Here is a 17,996-nt window from a genome sequence, read left to right as displayed (position 1 = left end):
TCAATTGACTAAACTAACGCCTTCCTGTAATGCCGCGGCGGCCCGCAGTACTTGTTCCGTATCTAACTCGTGGACTTCTACTCCCTGCCCAATCGCTTGAAGCAGCATAATGGTAAGCCGCCCACCCAAATGCTCGCGGAATTCCTCTAAACCCGCCAGCAACGGATGTGTTCTCTGCTCGCCTTCCAACAGCGAATGGAAAATAGGTAATCCAAGTGCTTGCAATACCGTGAGCACCCGCTGTGCATCATGGGGTGGCAACATCCCCCTGATCGCTGAATATACGGTATCCAGTGCAATACCGATGGCCACCGCCTCGCCATGCAGCACCTCAAAATGAGAGAGCTGCTCTAGTTTATGGGCGCTCCAGTGTCCGAAATCCAAGGGGCGGGAAGAACCAAACTCAAAGGGGTCCGCTCCGGCAATGTGCTGGAGGTGCAGTTCGGCACACCGGAAAATAAGGTAGTCCATGGCTTCGCTATCGCGGCGGCGCAGACGATCGGTATGGGCTTCAATCCACTCAAAGAAAGCAGCATCTTTGATCAGCGCTACTTTCACTGCCTCGGATATGCCCGATACCCATGCGCGGTCATTCAGCGTTAACAGGAAAAGGTTGTCGTTGAAGACCGCCACCGGTGGGCTAAAGGTTCCCACAAAATTCTTCTTTCCGCGATAATTGATGCCATTCTTCACGCCCATGCCCGAGTCGTTCTGGGAAAGAACGGTGGTTGGTACACGTAGGTGGCGAATGCCCCGGTGTGCAATCGCGGCGGCATACCCCACCGCGTCGAGCACCGCACCGCCACCGATGGCCATGATGTATGAATGGCGGTCGATGCCATGCCGGTCTACGGATTCGATAATCCGATCCACACTTTCCTGTTGGTTCTTGATGGCCTCGCCCCCCGGAACCCGTATGACTTCACCAACTAATTGCACGGCGGATTCGGGCTCGAGGTAATCGCGTACCCGCTCGATGAGTGCCGGGTGGCATATGGCTACCCCTTCATCGACCACCACGAGCAATTTAGGCACCGTCGCTCCTAGTCGCTCCACAAAGAAATTGCTCAGCAAACGGTTCTCGGGTGCAAATAGTCCCGATGTAAAATGGATATCGTATTGGTAGGAAACCGAAAATTTCTGCTTAATAATAGCCTTCATAAACAATTCAAGTAACGGCAAACAGCTTTGCCAACCAAATGGACAACGGGAACAATAACAGGGTGGCCAATGTGAGTCCCCACATGCCGGCGGCCGCTGTCCAAGCGGCATTCATAAAAATCAGTCCGATTACACCATGTTTGACAGATTTACGGACATCACCCGCCTGAAGCGTTCGGATGGCCTTGACCAACGGCGGGAATACGAATGCCATAAACGGCAGTACCATCCCAACAGCCAATACGCTGCTTTGGTAATACAGACCGAACGCCGCTATACTGGCCACAACAACACCATATAATAGGACAGATAAATACAGGGGGGGGCGCCGTCCGCCATGGACTTCACCCCGACTGATGGTTGTGACTGCCGCAATATAAACAACAGGCACGAGTGCGATAAACCAAACCTGGCCTAATGCCGCCACCGAATAGCTCATGCCTAGCGCCAGGTTAAGACCACGGCACACCCCCATGGCCAATGGGCCGGCAACAGGGTGATGTTTTGCCCATTTATCATAAAACAAACACATGACCACGATGGAAAAGGCTACCACGGCCGGCAATACACCCACCATGCTAGCGGCTGCCACACCGATAAAGAATAGGGCCATCGCCAGTTTGGTGGCACCGCCTATGGAAACCTTTCCACTTGGAATGGGGCGCTCAGGCCGTTCGCGTGCGTCGAGATCCGCATCAAATACATCGTTGAAAACCACGCCTCCCCCGTACAAACCTATGGTGGCAATAATCAGTGCCGCCAACACGTGCCCATCCAACACCGATCCCTGGGGTACATGCAGTAATGCGATAGCGGTACCGGCAAGCACATCGGAAATCGCCGTAACGATGTTAGCCGGACGCATCAACTGCAGGTACGGTTTCAAATTTGCCATCCCCCGTCAGGATATAATGATTGACCCTGCGTCCCGGCGCGGCTGCTGCCCGCCCCTTAACACCGAATTACCTTCAAATTTCTGCGCCTGGTCGATTTGGACCTTTTCGGAAAACATCGATTCGTCCAACTGACCACTTTGGCCGAATGCGGCGATTGCATTTTTAAAACACACCTGCTCGATCGCTTCCCTGCTTATTCCGCTCTTGACCATAAGGGCTGCCGTTTTGGGCACCGCAAGTGGATCGCTGATCCCCCAATCGGCTGCAGAATTGACCATGATACGTTCAGGCCCGTATTCCCTGACGATTTGCACCATGCGCTCATTGCCCATTTTGGTGAATGGATAGATCGTAAATGCAGCCCAGAATCCTTTGTCGAGCACCTCCTTCACGGTCTCTTCCGTATTGTGGTCTATAATGACCGTCTTCGGGTCGAGACCATGCTCAAGTGCAATATCCATACTGCGGGAAGTGCCACGGGTTTTGTCGCGATGTGGCGTGTGCACCTGCACAGGCAATCCAGCCTCTTTGGCCAATTCCAACTGGAGGCGATAGTACTTTTCTTCCGCGGCGGTTTGGTCATCAAATCCAATCTCGCCGATGCCGACTACTCCCTCCTTATAGATGTAAAATGGCAATAGCTCCATCACCTCTTCGGCTAATGCCTCATTATTGGCTTCGCGCGAATTCAGGCCGATGGTACAGAAATGGCGGATGCCAAACTGCGATGACCTGAACCGTTCCCAGCCTATCAGGCTGCTGTAATAGTCGCGGAAGGTATCGATACCTGTGCGGGGTTGCCCCACCCAAAACGCCGGCTCAATCAACCCCACTATCCCCGCGTCCGCCATTGCTTGGTAATCGTCGGTGGTACGCGAAACCATATGGATATGCGGATCGAAAAACCGGAATCCTTTGACTAGATCTAAGTCCAACGCCACGCGCTGTCCCATAGACGCGCGATCCTGTTCATGATAGCTACACATTATCGATTTGTACGTTTGTTTTTTGTATCTTCAACATCACTTTCCCACGCTTCCCAAGGGGTGCCGCGGTATTCCGAAAACGAATCGGGGAAATTATTTTCCTTGAGATACCGTTGGGCACGCTGGCAACCGCTATGGTTGAGCGCATATGCGATTGCTTTCTGTTCGAGGGGTGAGCGGCTTTCCGCCATGATACGCTCCATCAACTCAAAGGCACGATCGGCCAAGAAAGGTCCGACCAGTACCCACAACATCGGGTTGATTTCTCGTTGGGCCGCATACCGCTCGTATGCATAATCGGTCAACGCCTGTGCCAAACGCAAATTGTTACGCCGTTTCAAGCCAGCGATCTGCGGGATGTCTTCCTCGGTGAAAAACGCTTTAAGCACCAACTGGTTCCACGCCTCGTCATCCAAGAACGCAGCTGGATAGGGATTATTCACCATTACGGCGTGCCGCACGGGACCGATATTGCTCCGAATGCCTTCTTTGCAGCGGGATTGCCAGGCTTCGGGATAATGATAAACCGGCAATGCCGAATAAAGGGCCGTCAATTCGTCCATATCGCCATACTTGAACAATTGCTCTATCAACTGTACATAATGGGCTTCATTATGTTTCGGGATACACATTAACAGCCAAACACGTGCTAGTTTTACGATGGTCCACTCCTTAACAACCAACGAAAGCCGATTGGGGCCTTCGAGCGCATCGTGGAGCGAAATCGTGGATGGCTTACTATCGGATTTGAGTCGCCTTGGCAACGAGGTAAACGTGCGGGCAACCGCACCTGGATTCGGATCGATAGCAAGATTTTCTGCCTGAGATGTTAGCCATTGCCACGCCGATGCGTTTAAGTGCAACTTTAATGCGCGACGGACGGCATCACCGACGCTGACATCGCTTGTATTTACGTCCACAGTATCCCCCTTTCAGTGAAAAAATTGTGCAATCCACAAAATTACGATTTTTGTGCGCTTCATCAAGCCCAAAAGGCAAGCGTTTTGTCACAAAACCAACACTTAAGCAGGTATCGGTTTATGCGTACTCACGGCAAGTCGGTTCCATACGTTTATCGTTGCGATGGCCACAATCGCCTGTGCCAGGTATCGTTCTCCCAATATCTTCAATGCCGCTTCATAGGTTTCCGTAGTGAGGCCCTTTTGGCTGATCAGCGTGACTTCTTCGGTGACCTGTAAAAGGATGCGCTCTTCTTCCGTAAACAAATCGGTTTCGCGCCAAGCATCCAGTAAAAAGATGCGCTGTGGGGTCTCACCGTATTTCAATGCATATTTCGTATGCATATCAAGGCAGAAGGCACAGCCGTTAAGCTGCGACGCACGGATTTTAATCAGCTCCTTATGTATGGGGGTGAGCTGCGATTGGGCCAAATATTTCTCTAACGCGCGTACCGCTTCAAAGCTTTGGGGTTCCAATTGATCGATCGCTATACGTTTTTCCATCATGTGATTGATTTTGTCATTGCACAAAGATATCGACTTTTACATTATTTGCCCATCACCAGCCGTACTTGAGCACTACCATCATCAGTTAGTTGCACCCGCAGTGCCCCGTCTTTGCGTTGATTTCGGTCTATCGCCAGCGTAAACTGGTGTATACCTTTTCCTAACGATGTGGTAAGCCTACCTTCCTGGATCGTTGCCGCGTTGGCCCCAACCCAACTCGTAACACCATTTGCATCGTCGAAACGAAGCGTAAGATTCCCCGGCGTAAGGACTTCGACCTGGAATTTCGCGAAGCTGTATGATTTGTCGTCACCGGCTTCTACCACGGGCAATTCATTAATGGGGAGAGCGCCCGAAACGGTACTGTAATGGGCCGGACCTCCAGGCACATCGTTTCGTGAAACAATGTCGATGCCCGCTTGCTGAATGTTCGCCAACATTTCATCGTTTACCGGTACCGTCTGCCACCGCCTTACGAACCGTGCCGTGGGCACTCGAAAATCACCTGTTTTACCGAGCTTAGAAAGGTAATTAACGAGGTCGATAAATTCCTGCTTATCCAAGCTCGCCGTGAGGCTTGGCGGCATGAGCGAGCCCGGTATTTTTTCCCTGGTCTTTATTTTGTCTTTCGGAACGGCAACCTCATTGCCGGTAACATCTCTCATAATGACTTCACTGGGCCGGTCGGTTACCAAATACCCCATCAGCTCGCTGCCATCTGTACGAACCACCTTTTGCAACTCAAAGCCCTCTTTGATTGATTCGGTGGGGTACAATACGGATTTAATGATGGCCTCCACAGGTAAGCTTGTGCCGAGGCTACTCAAATCGGGCCCGATCAAGCCACCCGCACCACCAATAGCATGGCACGACTGACACGCTATCTCCCGTTTACGGAATACCAGTTCACCTTTTACCGGGTTGCCGCTTTTCTCCGCTTCGGCAGCGAGCGTCTTGATTTGATCATCGTCTAGATCCTGTGGCATGCGTTCGGCCGGCAATACGCCGCCCGAGGCCTCCAAACCTTGGATGAGTAGCTTTACCTCGTCCTTTTCCCGGCGGTCCCATGGGATCGCCGTCTGTAGATGCTGGCGTGCGGCGATGGCCGTCGCTTCGGGTATGCGGGTCGATGCCAACACGGTGGCCAGTGCGTTTACACGTCCATTGTCGGCGAAAAACTCATTGAGCACGCTTTTGGCCTGCTCCATATCGTCCAACTCATTCAGGAGCTCCACGCCAACCTTCGCGGCCGCAGGTGCATTGAGGCGCACCAAATGCGAAACAGCGATTAACCGAAGATCCATCGGATATTGTGCCGTTGTCAGGTTTTTCAGCAATGTTTGTGTGGCGGTCGGGTTTATGGTGGCCATGGCTCCCATGGCCGCCTTCGCATAATCGCGGTTGCTATGGCTTAGGTACTTTTTAAGTTGGGGTTCTAGCGTGTGTACTTTCAGCGCACCGGCAACCTTGATGGCTGCAATGGCTGAGGCTTCGTTTGTCCCTTCAATAATCGTGCGGAGGCGCCCCACTTGGCGATCCACCATTAACTGCCTGTTCCGGGCTGCACTTTCCACCGCCCCGAGTTCCTCAGAAACATCACGCTGTTGGGCGTAGCCGTTGATAGCCACATCGAAAATAGCATTGAGATCTTGCAATTGCCCCCGTTTGGCGATCGCCGATAAGGCATCCTTTTGATATTTTTGCGGCACCTGCCCTTCCTTATAAAGCTGCGTTAAAAGGGTAATGGCATCTGCACCGGCTGCCGATTTTAACGCATAGGCCGTCTTTGCGGCATCGCCAAAGAATTGTGGGTCGCTTTTCACCGCGGCTAGCCATGCAGGTTCGAATTGCCTCAGCGTTTGCCACAAAGCAAAGTTAAGGAACTCGTCCATCGGCTGGTCCAACACATCAAGCGCTATCTTCGCAGGTGTTGCATCCTTTAATTCCCGGAGTGCGATAACGGCCTCCAGGCGCACCTGCGGGTGGCTATCTTTTACTGCCTTTTGTAGGATGGCATCCAAGTGCTCGACTTTGGAGTGCCAAAGTTGCAAGGCACGCAGGGCTCCGCTGCGCACCTGGGGGCTTTGTGCATTCAACAAGCTTTCCAACAGTGGCCCGTTGTACGTATCAATCGACTGGAAGACCCACAAACCTTCGAGCTTCAGCCTTTCATAATCTTCCCCTTTTTTATCAAGCCCATCAATCCATGCCTGTAGCGGGGCAGCGACCGCTTCGGCTCCTTTCTCCTTCAGTAGTCGCCGGGCTTGATCACGTGTCCACGCTTCGGGTGCTTCCAACGCTTCCAGCAGATCTTCGACCGAGGCTCCCACCAATTTCGGCTTCTTTACCAATCGGCTCTTTTTCGCTGTTATACGCCAAATCCGCCCCCGCTCCCTGTCGCGACGTGGATCGTAAAAGTCGACTTCGCCGTGCTGGATAATCGGGTTATACCAATCGGCGATGTAAATCGCACCATCAGGACCGACGGAAATATCGACAGGGCGGAAAGCCACATGGTCAGTCCACAGTAAATCAGGCATTTGTTTGGATGCATATCCACTGCCCTGTTCTTCCAATGCGAAGCGATTGACACGATGGGCACGAAAATCATTGGTAATCAGGTTCCCTTCCATCGAATCGGGCAAATGCCGTCCGGAGACGATCTCCAATCCGGAGTGTTTCGGTTGCCCGGGATTCAGTCCACGAAGTATTTCTTCGGCACCCGGCGACGCCACGAACGTGGCGCCAGGAAAGGCATAGTTAATCCCCTCACCACCGGCTCCATCGGTGAGGAACGATTGCCCATATGGGTCAAAACGCAATCCCCAGGGGTTCACGAGCCCCTTTGCATACACGTCCAGTTCGAGCGTATGGGGTTGAAGTTTCCACACACCGCCGCCTTCAAGGCGCCTGATTCCCCAGGGGGTTTCCACGTGGCTATAGATATAAATCGATTGGTTGAAATATAACCTTCCTTCGGGGCCCCAACGGAAGGTGTGGATCAGGTGATGCGTATCGCCCGTTCCGAAGCCGCTTACGATGGTTTTCCGTGTATCCGCTTTGCCGTCGCCATCGGTGTCCGACAGGTGGAGGATTTCAGTAGCATTCGCCACGTAAACCCCACCGTCGCCGGGCAATATGCCCGTTGGCTGTACCAAGCCCTCCGCAAAAACGGTTGATTTATCGGCAGCCCCATCCCCATCGGTGTCTTCGAGGATATACACTTTATCATTGGCCTCTTCGCCGGTTTTCGAGAGCGGATAGGCGGTGCTGGTGATCACCCACAACCGCCCCTCAGCATCCCAGTTCATCTGGATGGGTTTTGCGATCAGAGGCTCGGCAGCGAATAGGGTAACTTCAAACCCTTCGGCAATCTGGAAGGATGCAAGCTCATTTCTGGGGTCATCTTCCGGATATTCTTTGGGTTCTTCGGGCTGGGTAGAACAAGCGCTTATGAACAACAATGGCGCAACGAATAAACCACGGAAGGCCGATAATACACGTATTAACTTCATTTGTTTGCTTTTTGTTTATGGTGAGCCGAGGTTAATCCTTCAAAGGGCTCAATTCATACGTTTTGATTACCGGTTTCCGATGCAGGTTGATTTGTCCTTCTAACCACGCAATGATGAGGTCCAGGTCTTCAAGGCCTTGCTTGTGCCTGCCCTGCTCGTACGACCTGAATCCCAATATGTACGTTCTGTTCAATGGGCGATACTGCTCAAAAAACAATTCGTTTTTCTTGACGATATAGCCGCTGATTTTTGTTGCCTGTTCTTGCGAAACCCCATGGTCCAACACGATGCCCTTGGCCCAGTCAGCCGCCGATGCCGTAGCCACTTGCCGACCATTTTCCATCAAGGTGTAGTATCCATTTGCCAATCCGTTTACCTGAACAGACACAGATGCTTGTACCGTGGGCTTGCCCAGGCTAGGTACCGGGAGCGGAAGCACAGGTTCTTCGATACTGAAAACAACACGGTTGCCGTCGTCTGAAACGATTTTAGCCGGACCGGAAGCCGTAGCTGTCGATCTAGCGGCGTTAATCGTTACTTTTGACGCTCGTTCCGGCCACCCGAGAGATTGTTCGAGAACCTGGGCTAGGAAATAGTAACCGGCATCATTCAGATGGATGCCATTGTCGAGATAGAGATCGCCGGTATTTTCAGCTAAGGGTGTATAAAAATCAACGTACCTCTTTTTGCGTTTGGTTGCGAGCGACGAAATGGCGTCAGCATATAGCTTCAGGTTTTTGTTTTGGACGACTGTGTTTTCCGGGCTTCCTGCAAGTTTCAGGGGAATCGTAGACACGAGAATCGTCTGTGCGCCCAACGCGTCGACCGAATCGATCAGCACTTCGAGTCCTTTAACGAACTCATTCAGTCCTGCTTCTCCTTTTTGCGATTCCACACCGCCATAAGCAATCAACACGTGATTGGGGGTGGTACTTCTGATCTGTTGAAACAATTGCTGGTAGGGAGTCGGGGGGGTTGTAAAGGTGCTCCGCCCTTCGGCGAATACATTGTCGCCAGTCCAGCCAAGGTTGCGGAACGTGAGGTCCTTATCGGGCCAGCGGCTGGAAATCGCGTACTCGAGATATCCGTTTTTTAATTCATTTTCAAAAAGTGAGCCGCCCAGAAAAAGGATTCGCTCGCCTTGTTTGAATTCCAGCGCGGAGTGGGCACCCATTTTTTGGGCAGGAAGGTCTAAACAGGTACCGGCCAACAGCGTACCGATGATTCCGCTGGCAACCAAAAGCAATTTTATCTTTAACATTTGAAAATCAATTAATATTGTACAATACGGTTGTTGGTGGTGGTGTAAGCCTCGTTAATGAAGCCCCTCGTTGAAAAACACCCAGAGACCGTCTTTTCCCGCTACCACAATATCTTTCCTTCCCGTGCCTCTCAGGTCGACCACTTGCATAAATATACCGGTGCCTTTGCCGATGCCAGCAGGGCCATAAGCGATATTGTTCTTTGTGAATGACTTGCCGTCCCAAGCAAAGTAATACAAACCTACCTGATCATTCGAACCCGGGTCGCCACCGTTATGTGCCCGGTAACGTTTGCCCGTGATCAGTTCGGGTTTGCCGTCGCCCGTAACATCGGTCCATACCAGTTCGTGGTATTGCGAAGCCGTTTCGTCGATCACGTGCTTGTCGAACGACCGTTTTCCGTTGCGATCTACCCCCTGTTCGTACCAATATAGCCCATAACCGTGTGCATTACCCACTATTAAGTCGTTTTTTCCATCTCCATTCAGGTCGGTAACGATGATTGGAATGCTCGCATGTGGTCCCAGATCAACATCTTGATGAAATACCCACTGGTTGTTCCCCTTATTTTCTACCCATCCATTGCCCACGACGAAGTCACCTCTTCCATCACCATTGATATCCCCGTAGCCCAGGCCATGGCTTTTATAATCTCCCACCTCGTAGCGTACCCATTTACTAGGGCCTTCCAGTTTGAAATAATGGAGGGGGGAACCGGGCGTATTCGGCACAATTTCAACCTGCCCATCATTATCCACGTCCCACGCCCTTACGGTTTCCACGTTACCGATCTTCGCGATGACGTGGGCAGGCCATTCGCCGTCCGTCCCCACGTTTTCGTGCCAACGCAGCTCCTCCCCAAACCAACCGCCGGTGATGAAATCCATACGGCCGTCTTTGTTGACGTCCAATGGAATGGTGGCGAAGTCATCGAAGTACTCGCCGTATGCTCTCTGCTGCCCTAATCTGTGGCGCTTGCGGAAGAGGGTGCCGGCTTCGTCGCCGTTGAGATAGAAAAAATCGCCCGAAACAATATCTGGCTTGCCATCATTGTCCACGTCGAACACACCGACCGACTCGAAACTTTCGGCGGCAATGAAATACGGGGTAAACATTACTTTTCCGTTCTGTTGCGCCTGTAAAAAAGTGGTGGTGATGCCAGCGAGAAAGACAGCCAATACAAAGGTTCGGATAAACATTCTACGGGTATCGTTTAGAGATTGGAACATGATGTTATCGGATTATGGAGTATTAATTTTAGGGTGTTGTCTGGTTCAGTCGGTACGTACCGGGCAATACTTTATATTGCGACCATCCGTTTTGCTCGGTTAGTTTCTCCATGCTAGGGTACGCGGAGATATCTACGGCCTCGTCTGCCGCCAATTGTAGCAATGCCACGCTATTAGGCGGCACTGTCAGCTCTAATGCTAACTGGCCATTTTTCCGTGACCAATTCGAGATGATCATACCCACCGGCGATTCAAACGATGTGTTCGCCCATGTCAAATCCGTTGCATCGGATAGCGCCGGACGGATGATAAATTGTTTGAATCCCGGATGTTCCGGATCGCGCTTAATGCCCCCAACACCATCAATATACCATGCCCCCGGGTAAAGATATGAGCTATGCAGCAGCGAGTGGCCCGGTAAATCCTTCTCCCACATTTCCCAAATGGTGGTCGCGTCATTCGCCTTCATATACCCCCAACTGGGATACGTGGTTTGCGATACCATACGGTAAATCAGATCATCCCGGCCTTCCTTACGAAGGAGCTTAAAAAGCAATGCTCCGCCTGTAATGCCTGCATGGATATGGCCGTTCCTGATGTCGAGTATTTCCTTTTCCAGCCGCCGCATCACCTCATCGCGAAGCGATGCCGGCGGAATATCGGCTAACAGGGCAGCAGCAAGATTGGCCATAGACCCATCGGCATAGCTATGATCTTCCGCATTGAAAAAGCGAGCGTGCACCGCCTTCGCCGACGCTTCAGCTTGTGCTTCCCAAGCAGATGCTTCGGTTCCATGGCCCGTAATCTGTGCAATTTTCGCGGCCGTACGGAGGTTGAACACATAATAGGCATTATTCAAGCAAAGCGTTTCCGGTTTGTCGTTGTTCATACCTTCCGCCGTGGCATTGGGCCAAAGCCAGTCGCCCAGAAAATCCCACTGCCCCCCAAAGCGTTGCAATAAATTATCTTTTGTATGCGATTTCAAGAACGCCAGCCAACCTTGAATGAGTTCGAAATTATTTTCCAGCACACGTGTATCCCCATAATGCTGGTACATGAACCAAGGTAACGTGACCACGATGCCTCCCCACGCCGGGCCGCCCCCTCCCCAATACGTAGGAGCCGTATGTGGTAGCACACCATTATTCAATAGCCGACCGCTCGTTACTGCTTTGCGGGCGTAGTTTGTATCGAGCATATTGCCAACCATAGGCTCCGTGCCTTGCACATCACGCCAGTCTTGCATCCACTTTGTATAAAAGGCTGCCAAGTGGTAATTGAACATGCCGGTTTCACTCGTTGCATGGGCGTCGCCCCCGTATCCCATACGTTCGCGCTGCGGGCAATCGACGATGAAACCACCCAATGACAAGTTCTCGAATGTCCACCGCACGCGGTCGTATATCCAATTCTGCAACGTGTCCGACGATTCAAACTGTGCGGCATTTCCGTAATCCGTGCGAACCATCCACCCCCGGATATCATTGATATCGGGAGCTTCATCCAATCCCCTTACGGTAATCCACCGTCCCGAACTGTAATTGAAACGGTTGCGGAACGTCCCTTTTCCGGTAGCACCGATCACATATGCGCTGTGTAGGTTGAACGTCATCTCATCTTGTACACGTTCGGAGTAAAAAAACCGAATGGTATCGCCTTCCCGGCCCGCCACGTCGACTTCTGTCCACCCGGCAAAATTGACCCCCATATCTATCCGAAAGGAGCCATCGGCCCGTTCTTCGATGCTTACCGGTCTGATTTCGTCAAATAAGCGGTTGCCCGCCACCATTTGCGGCGAGCGAATCAGTTTAGTAGCGTATTCGGTTGCGGGTTTCCAAACCGTTTCATCACAAGTGGTTTTGTTCCAATCGGCAATTTCTTTCCGGGCATCCCATATTTCGCCCCCCATATTCCTAAAATCCCACTTTCCCAGCAGCCGATTAGGGCTGGGGTGCGTTTTCCAGGACGCGTCGGAGACAATTCTCATCAAAGGCTGGGCATGGTCATCGGGCGACACCTCTTCATAAATATCCACTTGTGCACTTACAATGGGGGTAAGCGGCCGGTCTCCGTGGAGAATATACCCCGGGAAAATAGACCATGAGGTCCCCAACCAAAGCCCAATCACATTGGTGCCACGTTTGAGTTTATCGGCAATGTCATAGGCCACGTACCGCGCCCGCTTGGTATGGTCCGTCACAGCGGGAGCCATCACGTCGTCCCCGATGCGTTCACCGTTTACATACAGTTCGTGGTAGCCCACGGAAGCCACGAATATCGTCGCTTTGCCCGGCTTCTTATGAAGTTCCACCGTTTTCCTAAACCACGGGTCGGTGATGTTATTTTCACTTGCAGCACGATTATATAATTCATCGCTACCCATCCATTGCGCGGTCCATTCACTCGCATCGAACAATCCCGTTGCCCAATACGCCGGCTCACTCCATGCAGATACCCTACCCTGTTCGTCTTTTACTTGTACTTTCCAGTGATAGGCCCGATCCGATCTTAACACCTGCCCATTGTATGCGATGTGTTGCGTTTCGTCCGAGTCCACCCAGCCACTATCCCACATATCCCCCTGCGCTTTGGCCAATAACCGGGCCGTTGATGCCACCAACACGCGGTAAGCGGTCTGACGCTGTGCAAATGCAGCTTTATCCGTTGCTTCCAACACCCAACTTAGTCTGGGCGATTGGACGGTCATCCCCATGGGGTTATCGAGGTACTCGCAACGAAGGTTTATCGGGACAATCGAACCCCGTATCTTAGCTGAGGCCGCCTCGGGCAAAAAGGAGCCGGAGAGCCCCAGTAAAAACAGTAACAGAACTTTTCTCATTACTTGTGAAGATCATCAAAATTGGTAAGGTCGTAAAGATAAAAGTAAAAGGCAAGTTCACCATCCTGTCCCGTTATGATGGGCCGTGTGCTTCATCTTGAAACCCGAGCAAACGATGTTACCACCCTGATGGGAATGCGGTTTACAGGTGTAAGATTGCGAGCCCATGGGGAAAGTGTACGGGGTAATCGCTAACTTAGCCCCCATAGAAATACCTGCGCATGCAACGTTTATCACTATCGATATTATTTTTATGGCTTGCGCTATCGGCGAGCGCCCAACCGTTGGCACAGCGGATAGCCACGGCATTCCGAACGTTTGAAACTCACGAGAGCCTGGCCAATGGGATCGCCTCGTTAACGGTCATCAATGCAAAGACGGGCGAGGTGATATTTGCTAAAAACGAAAAGCAGGGCATGGCTCCTGCTTCCACCTTGAAAACGGTGACCTCAGCCACTGCCTATTATATGCTTGGCGCAAACCACACCTTTGAGACCACACTCTACTATACGGGCCAAATCGATGCATCCGGCACGTTAAATGGCGACCTTGTCATCCAAGGATCGGGCGACCCGTCATTAGGTAGCGATCGTTTTCCGCAAACAGCCGATACAACCCTGCTTGCCACATGGATACAAGCCATACAAAACGCGGGTATCCGTGGAATTGAGGGCCGGGTTATCGCCGATGACCGGCTATATAATGGGCAAACAGCCCCAAGAGGTTGGACATGGCAAGACATGGGCAATTATTATGGTGCGGGTGTTTCAGCACTCAATTGGCGTGAAAATTCAGTGGGCATCAATTTCATTGCGGGAGCCTCGCCGGAAGATGCCACGCGCATAGGCAAAACCACGGCCGACCTCGGCTATGTGCAGTTGGTAAACGAAACGACTACCGGCAACCGCGGCACGGGCGATCGCGTATATGCATTTTCAGCGCCGTATTCCAGCCGTATTTACCTAAGGGGCACGTACGGCATCGACCTAAAAAAAACCATCTACCTTTCGTTACCCGACGGTGCATATGACGCAGCCTACCAACTGCAAGGCGCGCTGCAAAAAAAAGGAATTGCGGTAATGGGAGCACCTACCACGACCCACTTACTCCTCCTGGCGGGGAGTAGTGTACCCAGCGGAGGAACCACCCTCCACAGCCATCACTCTCCCACACTTGGTGAACTGATTTACTGGTTCAACCAAAAGAGCATTAACTTATATGGAGAGGCACTCTTATTGACTATGGTGCAAAGCCAAACTGGAAAGCCGACCACACGTGATGGTGCGGAGATGCTGCAGGAGTTTTGGACGGCAAAATTGGCGTTGCCCGAAAACGAAATGAAAATCATGGATGGCAGTGGGTTATCGCCCGAAAACCGGATCACGACCCATGCCCTAGCACGCATACTGACATCGATCAAGGGCGAGCCTTGGTTCGCCAGCTATTTCGAAAGCATCCCCATTTATAACGGGATGAAGATGAAAAGTGGAACGATTGGCGGCGTATTGGGCTATGCCGGATACCAAACCAGCCGAGACGGCACACCGCTGGTATTTTCGCTGCTAGTGAATAATTATAACGGGTCGGCTACACCGATGCGGCAGCGGATGTTTCAATTGTTGAACGTGCTGAAGTGAGCAACGATGAAGATAAACTATTACCTTTGCACCAATTGCTTGCTGGCAAAACAGCACACGCACAAAAAACCAAAAACGCATGAATAAGACGAATCGGAAGCAGGATGCCCTCGACTACCACGCCAAGGGGAGGCCGGGTAAAATAGCCGTCATACCTACAAAACCTACGCAATCGCAACGAGACCTTTCATTAGCTTACTCACCGGGCGTAGCCGAACCTTGCCTACGTATAGCCGAAAACAAGGAAGATGCATATAAATACACCGCAAAGGGCAACCTGGTGGCTGTGATCAGTAACGGCACCGCCGTACTTGGATTGGGCGATATCGGCCCGGAGGCGGGCAAGCCCGTGATGGAAGGTAAAGGGTTACTATTCAAAATATTTGCCGACATCGATGTATTCGACATTGAGTTAGACACCAAAGACGTCGACGAATTTGTTCGAATTGTAAAATGCCTGGAGCCAACCTTTGGCGGCGTCAACTTGGAGGATATCAAAGCACCAGAGTGCTTTGAGATAGAACGCAGGCTCAAAGAGGAGTTGAACATTCCTGTAATGCATGACGACCAACATGGCACAGCAATTATTTCGGGAGCAGCACTGATTAACGCGTGTGCGTTACAGAAAAAGAAATTGGAGAAGGTTAAAATTGTCGTAAACGGAGCGGGCGCCGCAGCTATCTCCTGCACGCGGATGTACATGGCATTGGGCGCCCGCAAGGAAAACATCCTCATGCTCGACAGTAAAGGTTGTATTCGCCACGACCGGCCGGACCTCGATGCCACAAAAGCCGAATTTGCTACAAAGAAAAAAATAGCATCACTAGCGGATGCGCTTAAAGGGGCCGATGTATTCATTGGGCTATCCAAAGGAGACGTGGTTACGGCCGACATGCTGAAAACCATGGCCCAAAACCCCATCGTTTTCGCTATGGCCAATCCCGACCCCGAAATTGCCTATCCATTGGCGGTGGAAACGCGCCAAGACGTCATCATGGCCACCGGCCGCTCCGATTACCCCAACCAGGTAAATAATGTGTTGGGATTTCCCTACATCTTCCGTGGTGCATTGGATGTAAGGGCCACGGCCATCAACGAGGAAATGAAAATTGCGGCGGTGATGGCGATTGCCGAGTTGGCCAAGCAGCCCGTTCCCGAAGCGGTAAACCAAGCTTACGATGCGCAAAACCTAAAATTCGGCCCCGATTACATCATCCCGAAACCTACCGATCCACGGCTGATCACGGAGGTGGCCCCTGCCGTGGCGCAGGCTGCCATCGACTCGGGTATAGCGCGTAAGCCGATTACCGATTGGGATAGGTATCGCGAGGAATTACGGCAACGTTTGGGGCAAGACGACCGCATTATGCGAAACCTGAGCGATTCTGCCAAACGCAACCCCAAACGTGTCGTATTCACCGAAGCAGATAATTATAAGACCCTACGTGCGGCGCAAATCGTTAAAGAAGATGGTGTGGCCATTCCCATACTGCTAGGCAATAAAAAGAAAATACAGCAGTTGATTGACGACAACCTGTTGGAACTGGCAGACGTGCCCATTATCGATCCCGTAGAGGAAAAAGGCGGGGAACGCTTCCAGAAATATGTCGATTTCCTATATGCGAAACGGCAACGACGGGGCGTTTCTTACCTGGATGCCCAAAAACTCATGCTCGACAGGAATTATTTCGGTGCGAGCATGGTGCAGTTCGGTGAAGCCGACACCCTCATTTCGGGACTCACGAAAAACTATGCGACGGCTATTCGTCCGGCACTACATGTCATTGGCACCCAACCCGGAAGCAAATTGGCGGGGATGTATATGATGCTAACAGCGAAGGGCCCTGTATTCTTTGGCGACACAACCGTCAACGCGAACCCTACCGCCGAGGAATTGGTGGATATTACCGTGTTGCTTCATGAAACGGTGACGAAAATGAATATCACACCGCGTATCGCGCTGCTTTCCTATTCCAACTTTGGGTCGAATAGCGGTGACGTGCCAGATAAGGTGCGTAAAGCGGCACAGATACTCCATGAATCGCACCCCGAAATACGTGTGGATGGGGAAATGCAGGCAAATTTCGCCATGAACAGTGATTTACTGGCCTCAAACTTCCCATTCAGTACGCTGAATGGGGCTCCCGCAAACACATTGGTTTTCCCCAACCTCGAATCGGGCAATATCGCTTATAAACTGCTCCAGGAGATTGGTGGCGCAGAAGCGGTAGGCCCTATTCTACTGGGCATGAACAAACCCATGCACATTTTGCAGCTAGACAGCTCGGTACGCGAGATCGTCAATATGGTCACCATTGCGGTCGTCGATGTACAGTCGAGAGCGCCTCAAACAAGCAAACAGATAAATAACCAGAAAAAGAAATAACACGACATGTATGAATACCTGAATGGCAAATTGGCATATAAAGCTCCTACGCATGTCGTACTCGATGTCGGTGGCGTAGGTTACCATGTCCATATTTCATTACACACCTATGCACAAATAAAGGATAACGAACAATGCAAATTGTTTATAAGCTTCCAGGTGCGTGAAGATGCACATACGTTCTTCGGGTTTGCGGAAGAGGGCGAACGCCGGTTATTTGAGCACCTGATATCGGTGTCAGGTATCGGCCCAAACACGGGCCGGATGATCCTCTCTTCGATTACACCCGAAGAAATACAATCGGCCATCATACAGGGTAACGTACCGCTTATCCAACGTATCAAGGGGATAGGCCCGAAAACAGCGCAGCGGATGGTGCTTGAGCTGCAAGATAAATTAAAAAAGCAGGGGCCAGATGCACTGACCGTGGTACACCGCCACCAAAGTGTGCCCGAAGAAGCCTTAAGTGCGTTGGTTATGCTGGGGTTTGCCCGTGCGCAAGCCGAAAAGGTGCTTTCTAGCGTACTTCTGGGTAATCCTGACCTGACCGTGGAAGCACTGATTAAGGAAGCACTGAAAAAACTTTGAGGTTTTTTACATAACTTGGGCGCGTAAATTG

Annotated in this window: 12 protein-coding genes; 3 read left to right on the top strand and 9 right to left on the bottom strand. The window is 51.6% G+C overall.

Annotation, left to right across the window (positions count from 1 at the left end; all coding sequences use genetic code 11):
• From ACO1NT_RS14070 to ACO1NT_RS14030, 9 genes are all read right to left on the bottom strand, one after another.
• Positions 1-1,161 carry a 3-dehydroquinate synthase gene (locus ACO1NT_RS14070; RefSeq protein ID WP_449049333.1) on the bottom strand — a complete coding sequence of 387 codons (1,161 nt, stop codon included), beginning with the start codon at positions 1,159-1,161 and terminating at the stop codon, positions 1-3.
• 7 nt (positions 1,162-1,168) lie between these two features.
• Entirely contained in the window at positions 1,169-2,056 is an 888-nt protein-coding gene (eboC, locus tag ACO1NT_RS14065) for a UbiA-like protein EboC (RefSeq protein WP_449049331.1), read from the bottom strand.
• Between the two features lie 6 nt (positions 2,057-2,062).
• Complete coding sequence (locus ACO1NT_RS14060; RefSeq protein ID WP_449049329.1) at positions 2,063-3,043, bottom strand: TatD family hydrolase; 981 nt, start codon at positions 3,041-3,043, stop codon at positions 2,063-2,065.
• A complete protein-coding gene (locus ACO1NT_RS14055) occupies positions 3,043-3,963 on the bottom strand; it encodes an EboA domain-containing protein (protein ID WP_449049327.1) in 921 nt (306 codons plus the stop codon). The genes ACO1NT_RS14060 and ACO1NT_RS14055 overlap by 1 nt, the downstream gene beginning before the upstream one ends.
• 102 nt (positions 3,964-4,065) lie before the next feature.
• Positions 4,066-4,509: a carboxymuconolactone decarboxylase family protein gene (locus ACO1NT_RS14050; RefSeq protein ID WP_449049326.1), complete on the bottom strand. Its 444-nt coding sequence runs from the start codon at positions 4,507-4,509 to the stop codon at positions 4,066-4,068.
• Between the two features lie 41 nt (positions 4,510-4,550).
• Complete coding sequence (locus ACO1NT_RS14045) at positions 4,551-8,024, bottom strand: PVC-type heme-binding CxxCH protein (protein WP_449049325.1); 3,474 nt, start codon at positions 8,022-8,024, stop codon at positions 4,551-4,553.
• A gap of 31 nt (positions 8,025-8,055) precedes the next feature.
• Complete coding sequence (locus ACO1NT_RS14040) at positions 8,056-9,285, bottom strand: GDSL-type esterase/lipase family protein (RefSeq protein WP_449049323.1); 1,230 nt, start codon at positions 9,283-9,285, stop codon at positions 8,056-8,058.
• 54 nt (positions 9,286-9,339) lie between these two features.
• On the bottom strand, positions 9,340-10,485 hold the full coding sequence (locus tag ACO1NT_RS14035; RefSeq protein WP_449049322.1) for an FG-GAP repeat domain-containing protein: 1,146 nt from the start codon (positions 10,483-10,485) through the stop codon (positions 9,340-9,342).
• Between the two features lie 58 nt (positions 10,486-10,543).
• Positions 10,544-13,354 carry a family 78 glycoside hydrolase catalytic domain gene (locus ACO1NT_RS14030; protein ID WP_449049321.1) on the bottom strand — a complete coding sequence of 937 codons (2,811 nt, stop codon included), beginning with the start codon at positions 13,352-13,354 and terminating at the stop codon, positions 10,544-10,546.
• A 221-nt stretch (positions 13,355-13,575) separates the two neighbouring features.
• Here ACO1NT_RS14030 and dacB point away from each other — a divergent pair, with 221 nt between their 5' ends.
• The 3 genes from dacB (at position 13,576) to ruvA (ending at position 17,965) form a co-directional block, all read left to right on the top strand.
• Positions 13,576-14,991 carry a D-alanyl-D-alanine carboxypeptidase/D-alanyl-D-alanine endopeptidase gene (gene dacB / locus ACO1NT_RS14025; RefSeq protein WP_449049320.1) on the top strand — a complete coding sequence of 472 codons (1,416 nt, stop codon included), beginning with the start codon at positions 13,576-13,578 and terminating at the stop codon, positions 14,989-14,991.
• Positions 14,992-15,070: 79 nt separating this feature from the next.
• A complete protein-coding gene (locus ACO1NT_RS14020; protein WP_449049318.1) occupies positions 15,071-17,377 on the top strand; it encodes an NADP-dependent malic enzyme in 2,307 nt (768 codons plus the stop codon).
• A gap of 6 nt (positions 17,378-17,383) precedes the next feature.
• Positions 17,384-17,965 carry a Holliday junction branch migration protein RuvA gene (gene ruvA / locus ACO1NT_RS14015; RefSeq protein ID WP_449049317.1) on the top strand — a complete coding sequence of 194 codons (582 nt, stop codon included), beginning with the start codon at positions 17,384-17,386 and terminating at the stop codon, positions 17,963-17,965.
• The last annotated feature ends 31 nt before the right edge of the window (positions 17,966-17,996 follow it).

This window comes from Parapedobacter sp., assembly GCF_053550995.1.
Note: the sequence above shows the minus strand (reverse complement) of the source record. Positions and strands in the feature narration are given on the sequence as shown.

Coding starts and splice junctions, on each gene's coding strand:
- ACO1NT_RS14070 (WP_449049333.1), bottom strand. CDS start 1,161: ATGAAGGCTATTATTAAGCAGAAATTTTCGGTTTCCTACCAATACGAT.
- eboC (WP_449049331.1), bottom strand. CDS start 2,056: ATGGCAAATTTGAAACCGTACCTGCAGTTGATGCGTCCGGCTAACATC.
- ACO1NT_RS14060 (WP_449049329.1), bottom strand. CDS start 3,043: ATGTGTAGCTATCATGAACAGGATCGCGCGTCTATGGGACAGCGCGTG.
- ACO1NT_RS14050 (WP_449049326.1), bottom strand. CDS start 4,509: ATGATGGAAAAACGTATAGCGATCGATCAATTGGAACCCCAAAGCTTT.
- ACO1NT_RS14045 (WP_449049325.1), bottom strand. CDS start 8,024: ATGAAGTTAATACGTGTATTATCGGCCTTCCGTGGTTTATTCGTTGCG.
- ACO1NT_RS14040 (WP_449049323.1), bottom strand. CDS start 9,285: ATGTTAAAGATAAAATTGCTTTTGGTTGCCAGCGGAATCATCGGTACG.
- ACO1NT_RS14035 (WP_449049322.1), bottom strand. CDS start 10,485: ATGTTTATCCGAACCTTTGTATTGGCTGTCTTTCTCGCTGGCATCACC.
- ACO1NT_RS14030 (WP_449049321.1), bottom strand. CDS start 13,354: ATGAGAAAAGTTCTGTTACTGTTTTTACTGGGGCTCTCCGGCTCCTTT.
- dacB (WP_449049320.1), top strand. CDS start 13,576: ATGCAACGTTTATCACTATCGATATTATTTTTATGGCTTGCGCTATCG.
- ACO1NT_RS14020 (WP_449049318.1), top strand. CDS start 15,071: ATGAATAAGACGAATCGGAAGCAGGATGCCCTCGACTACCACGCCAAG.
- ruvA (WP_449049317.1), top strand. CDS start 17,384: ATGTATGAATACCTGAATGGCAAATTGGCATATAAAGCTCCTACGCAT.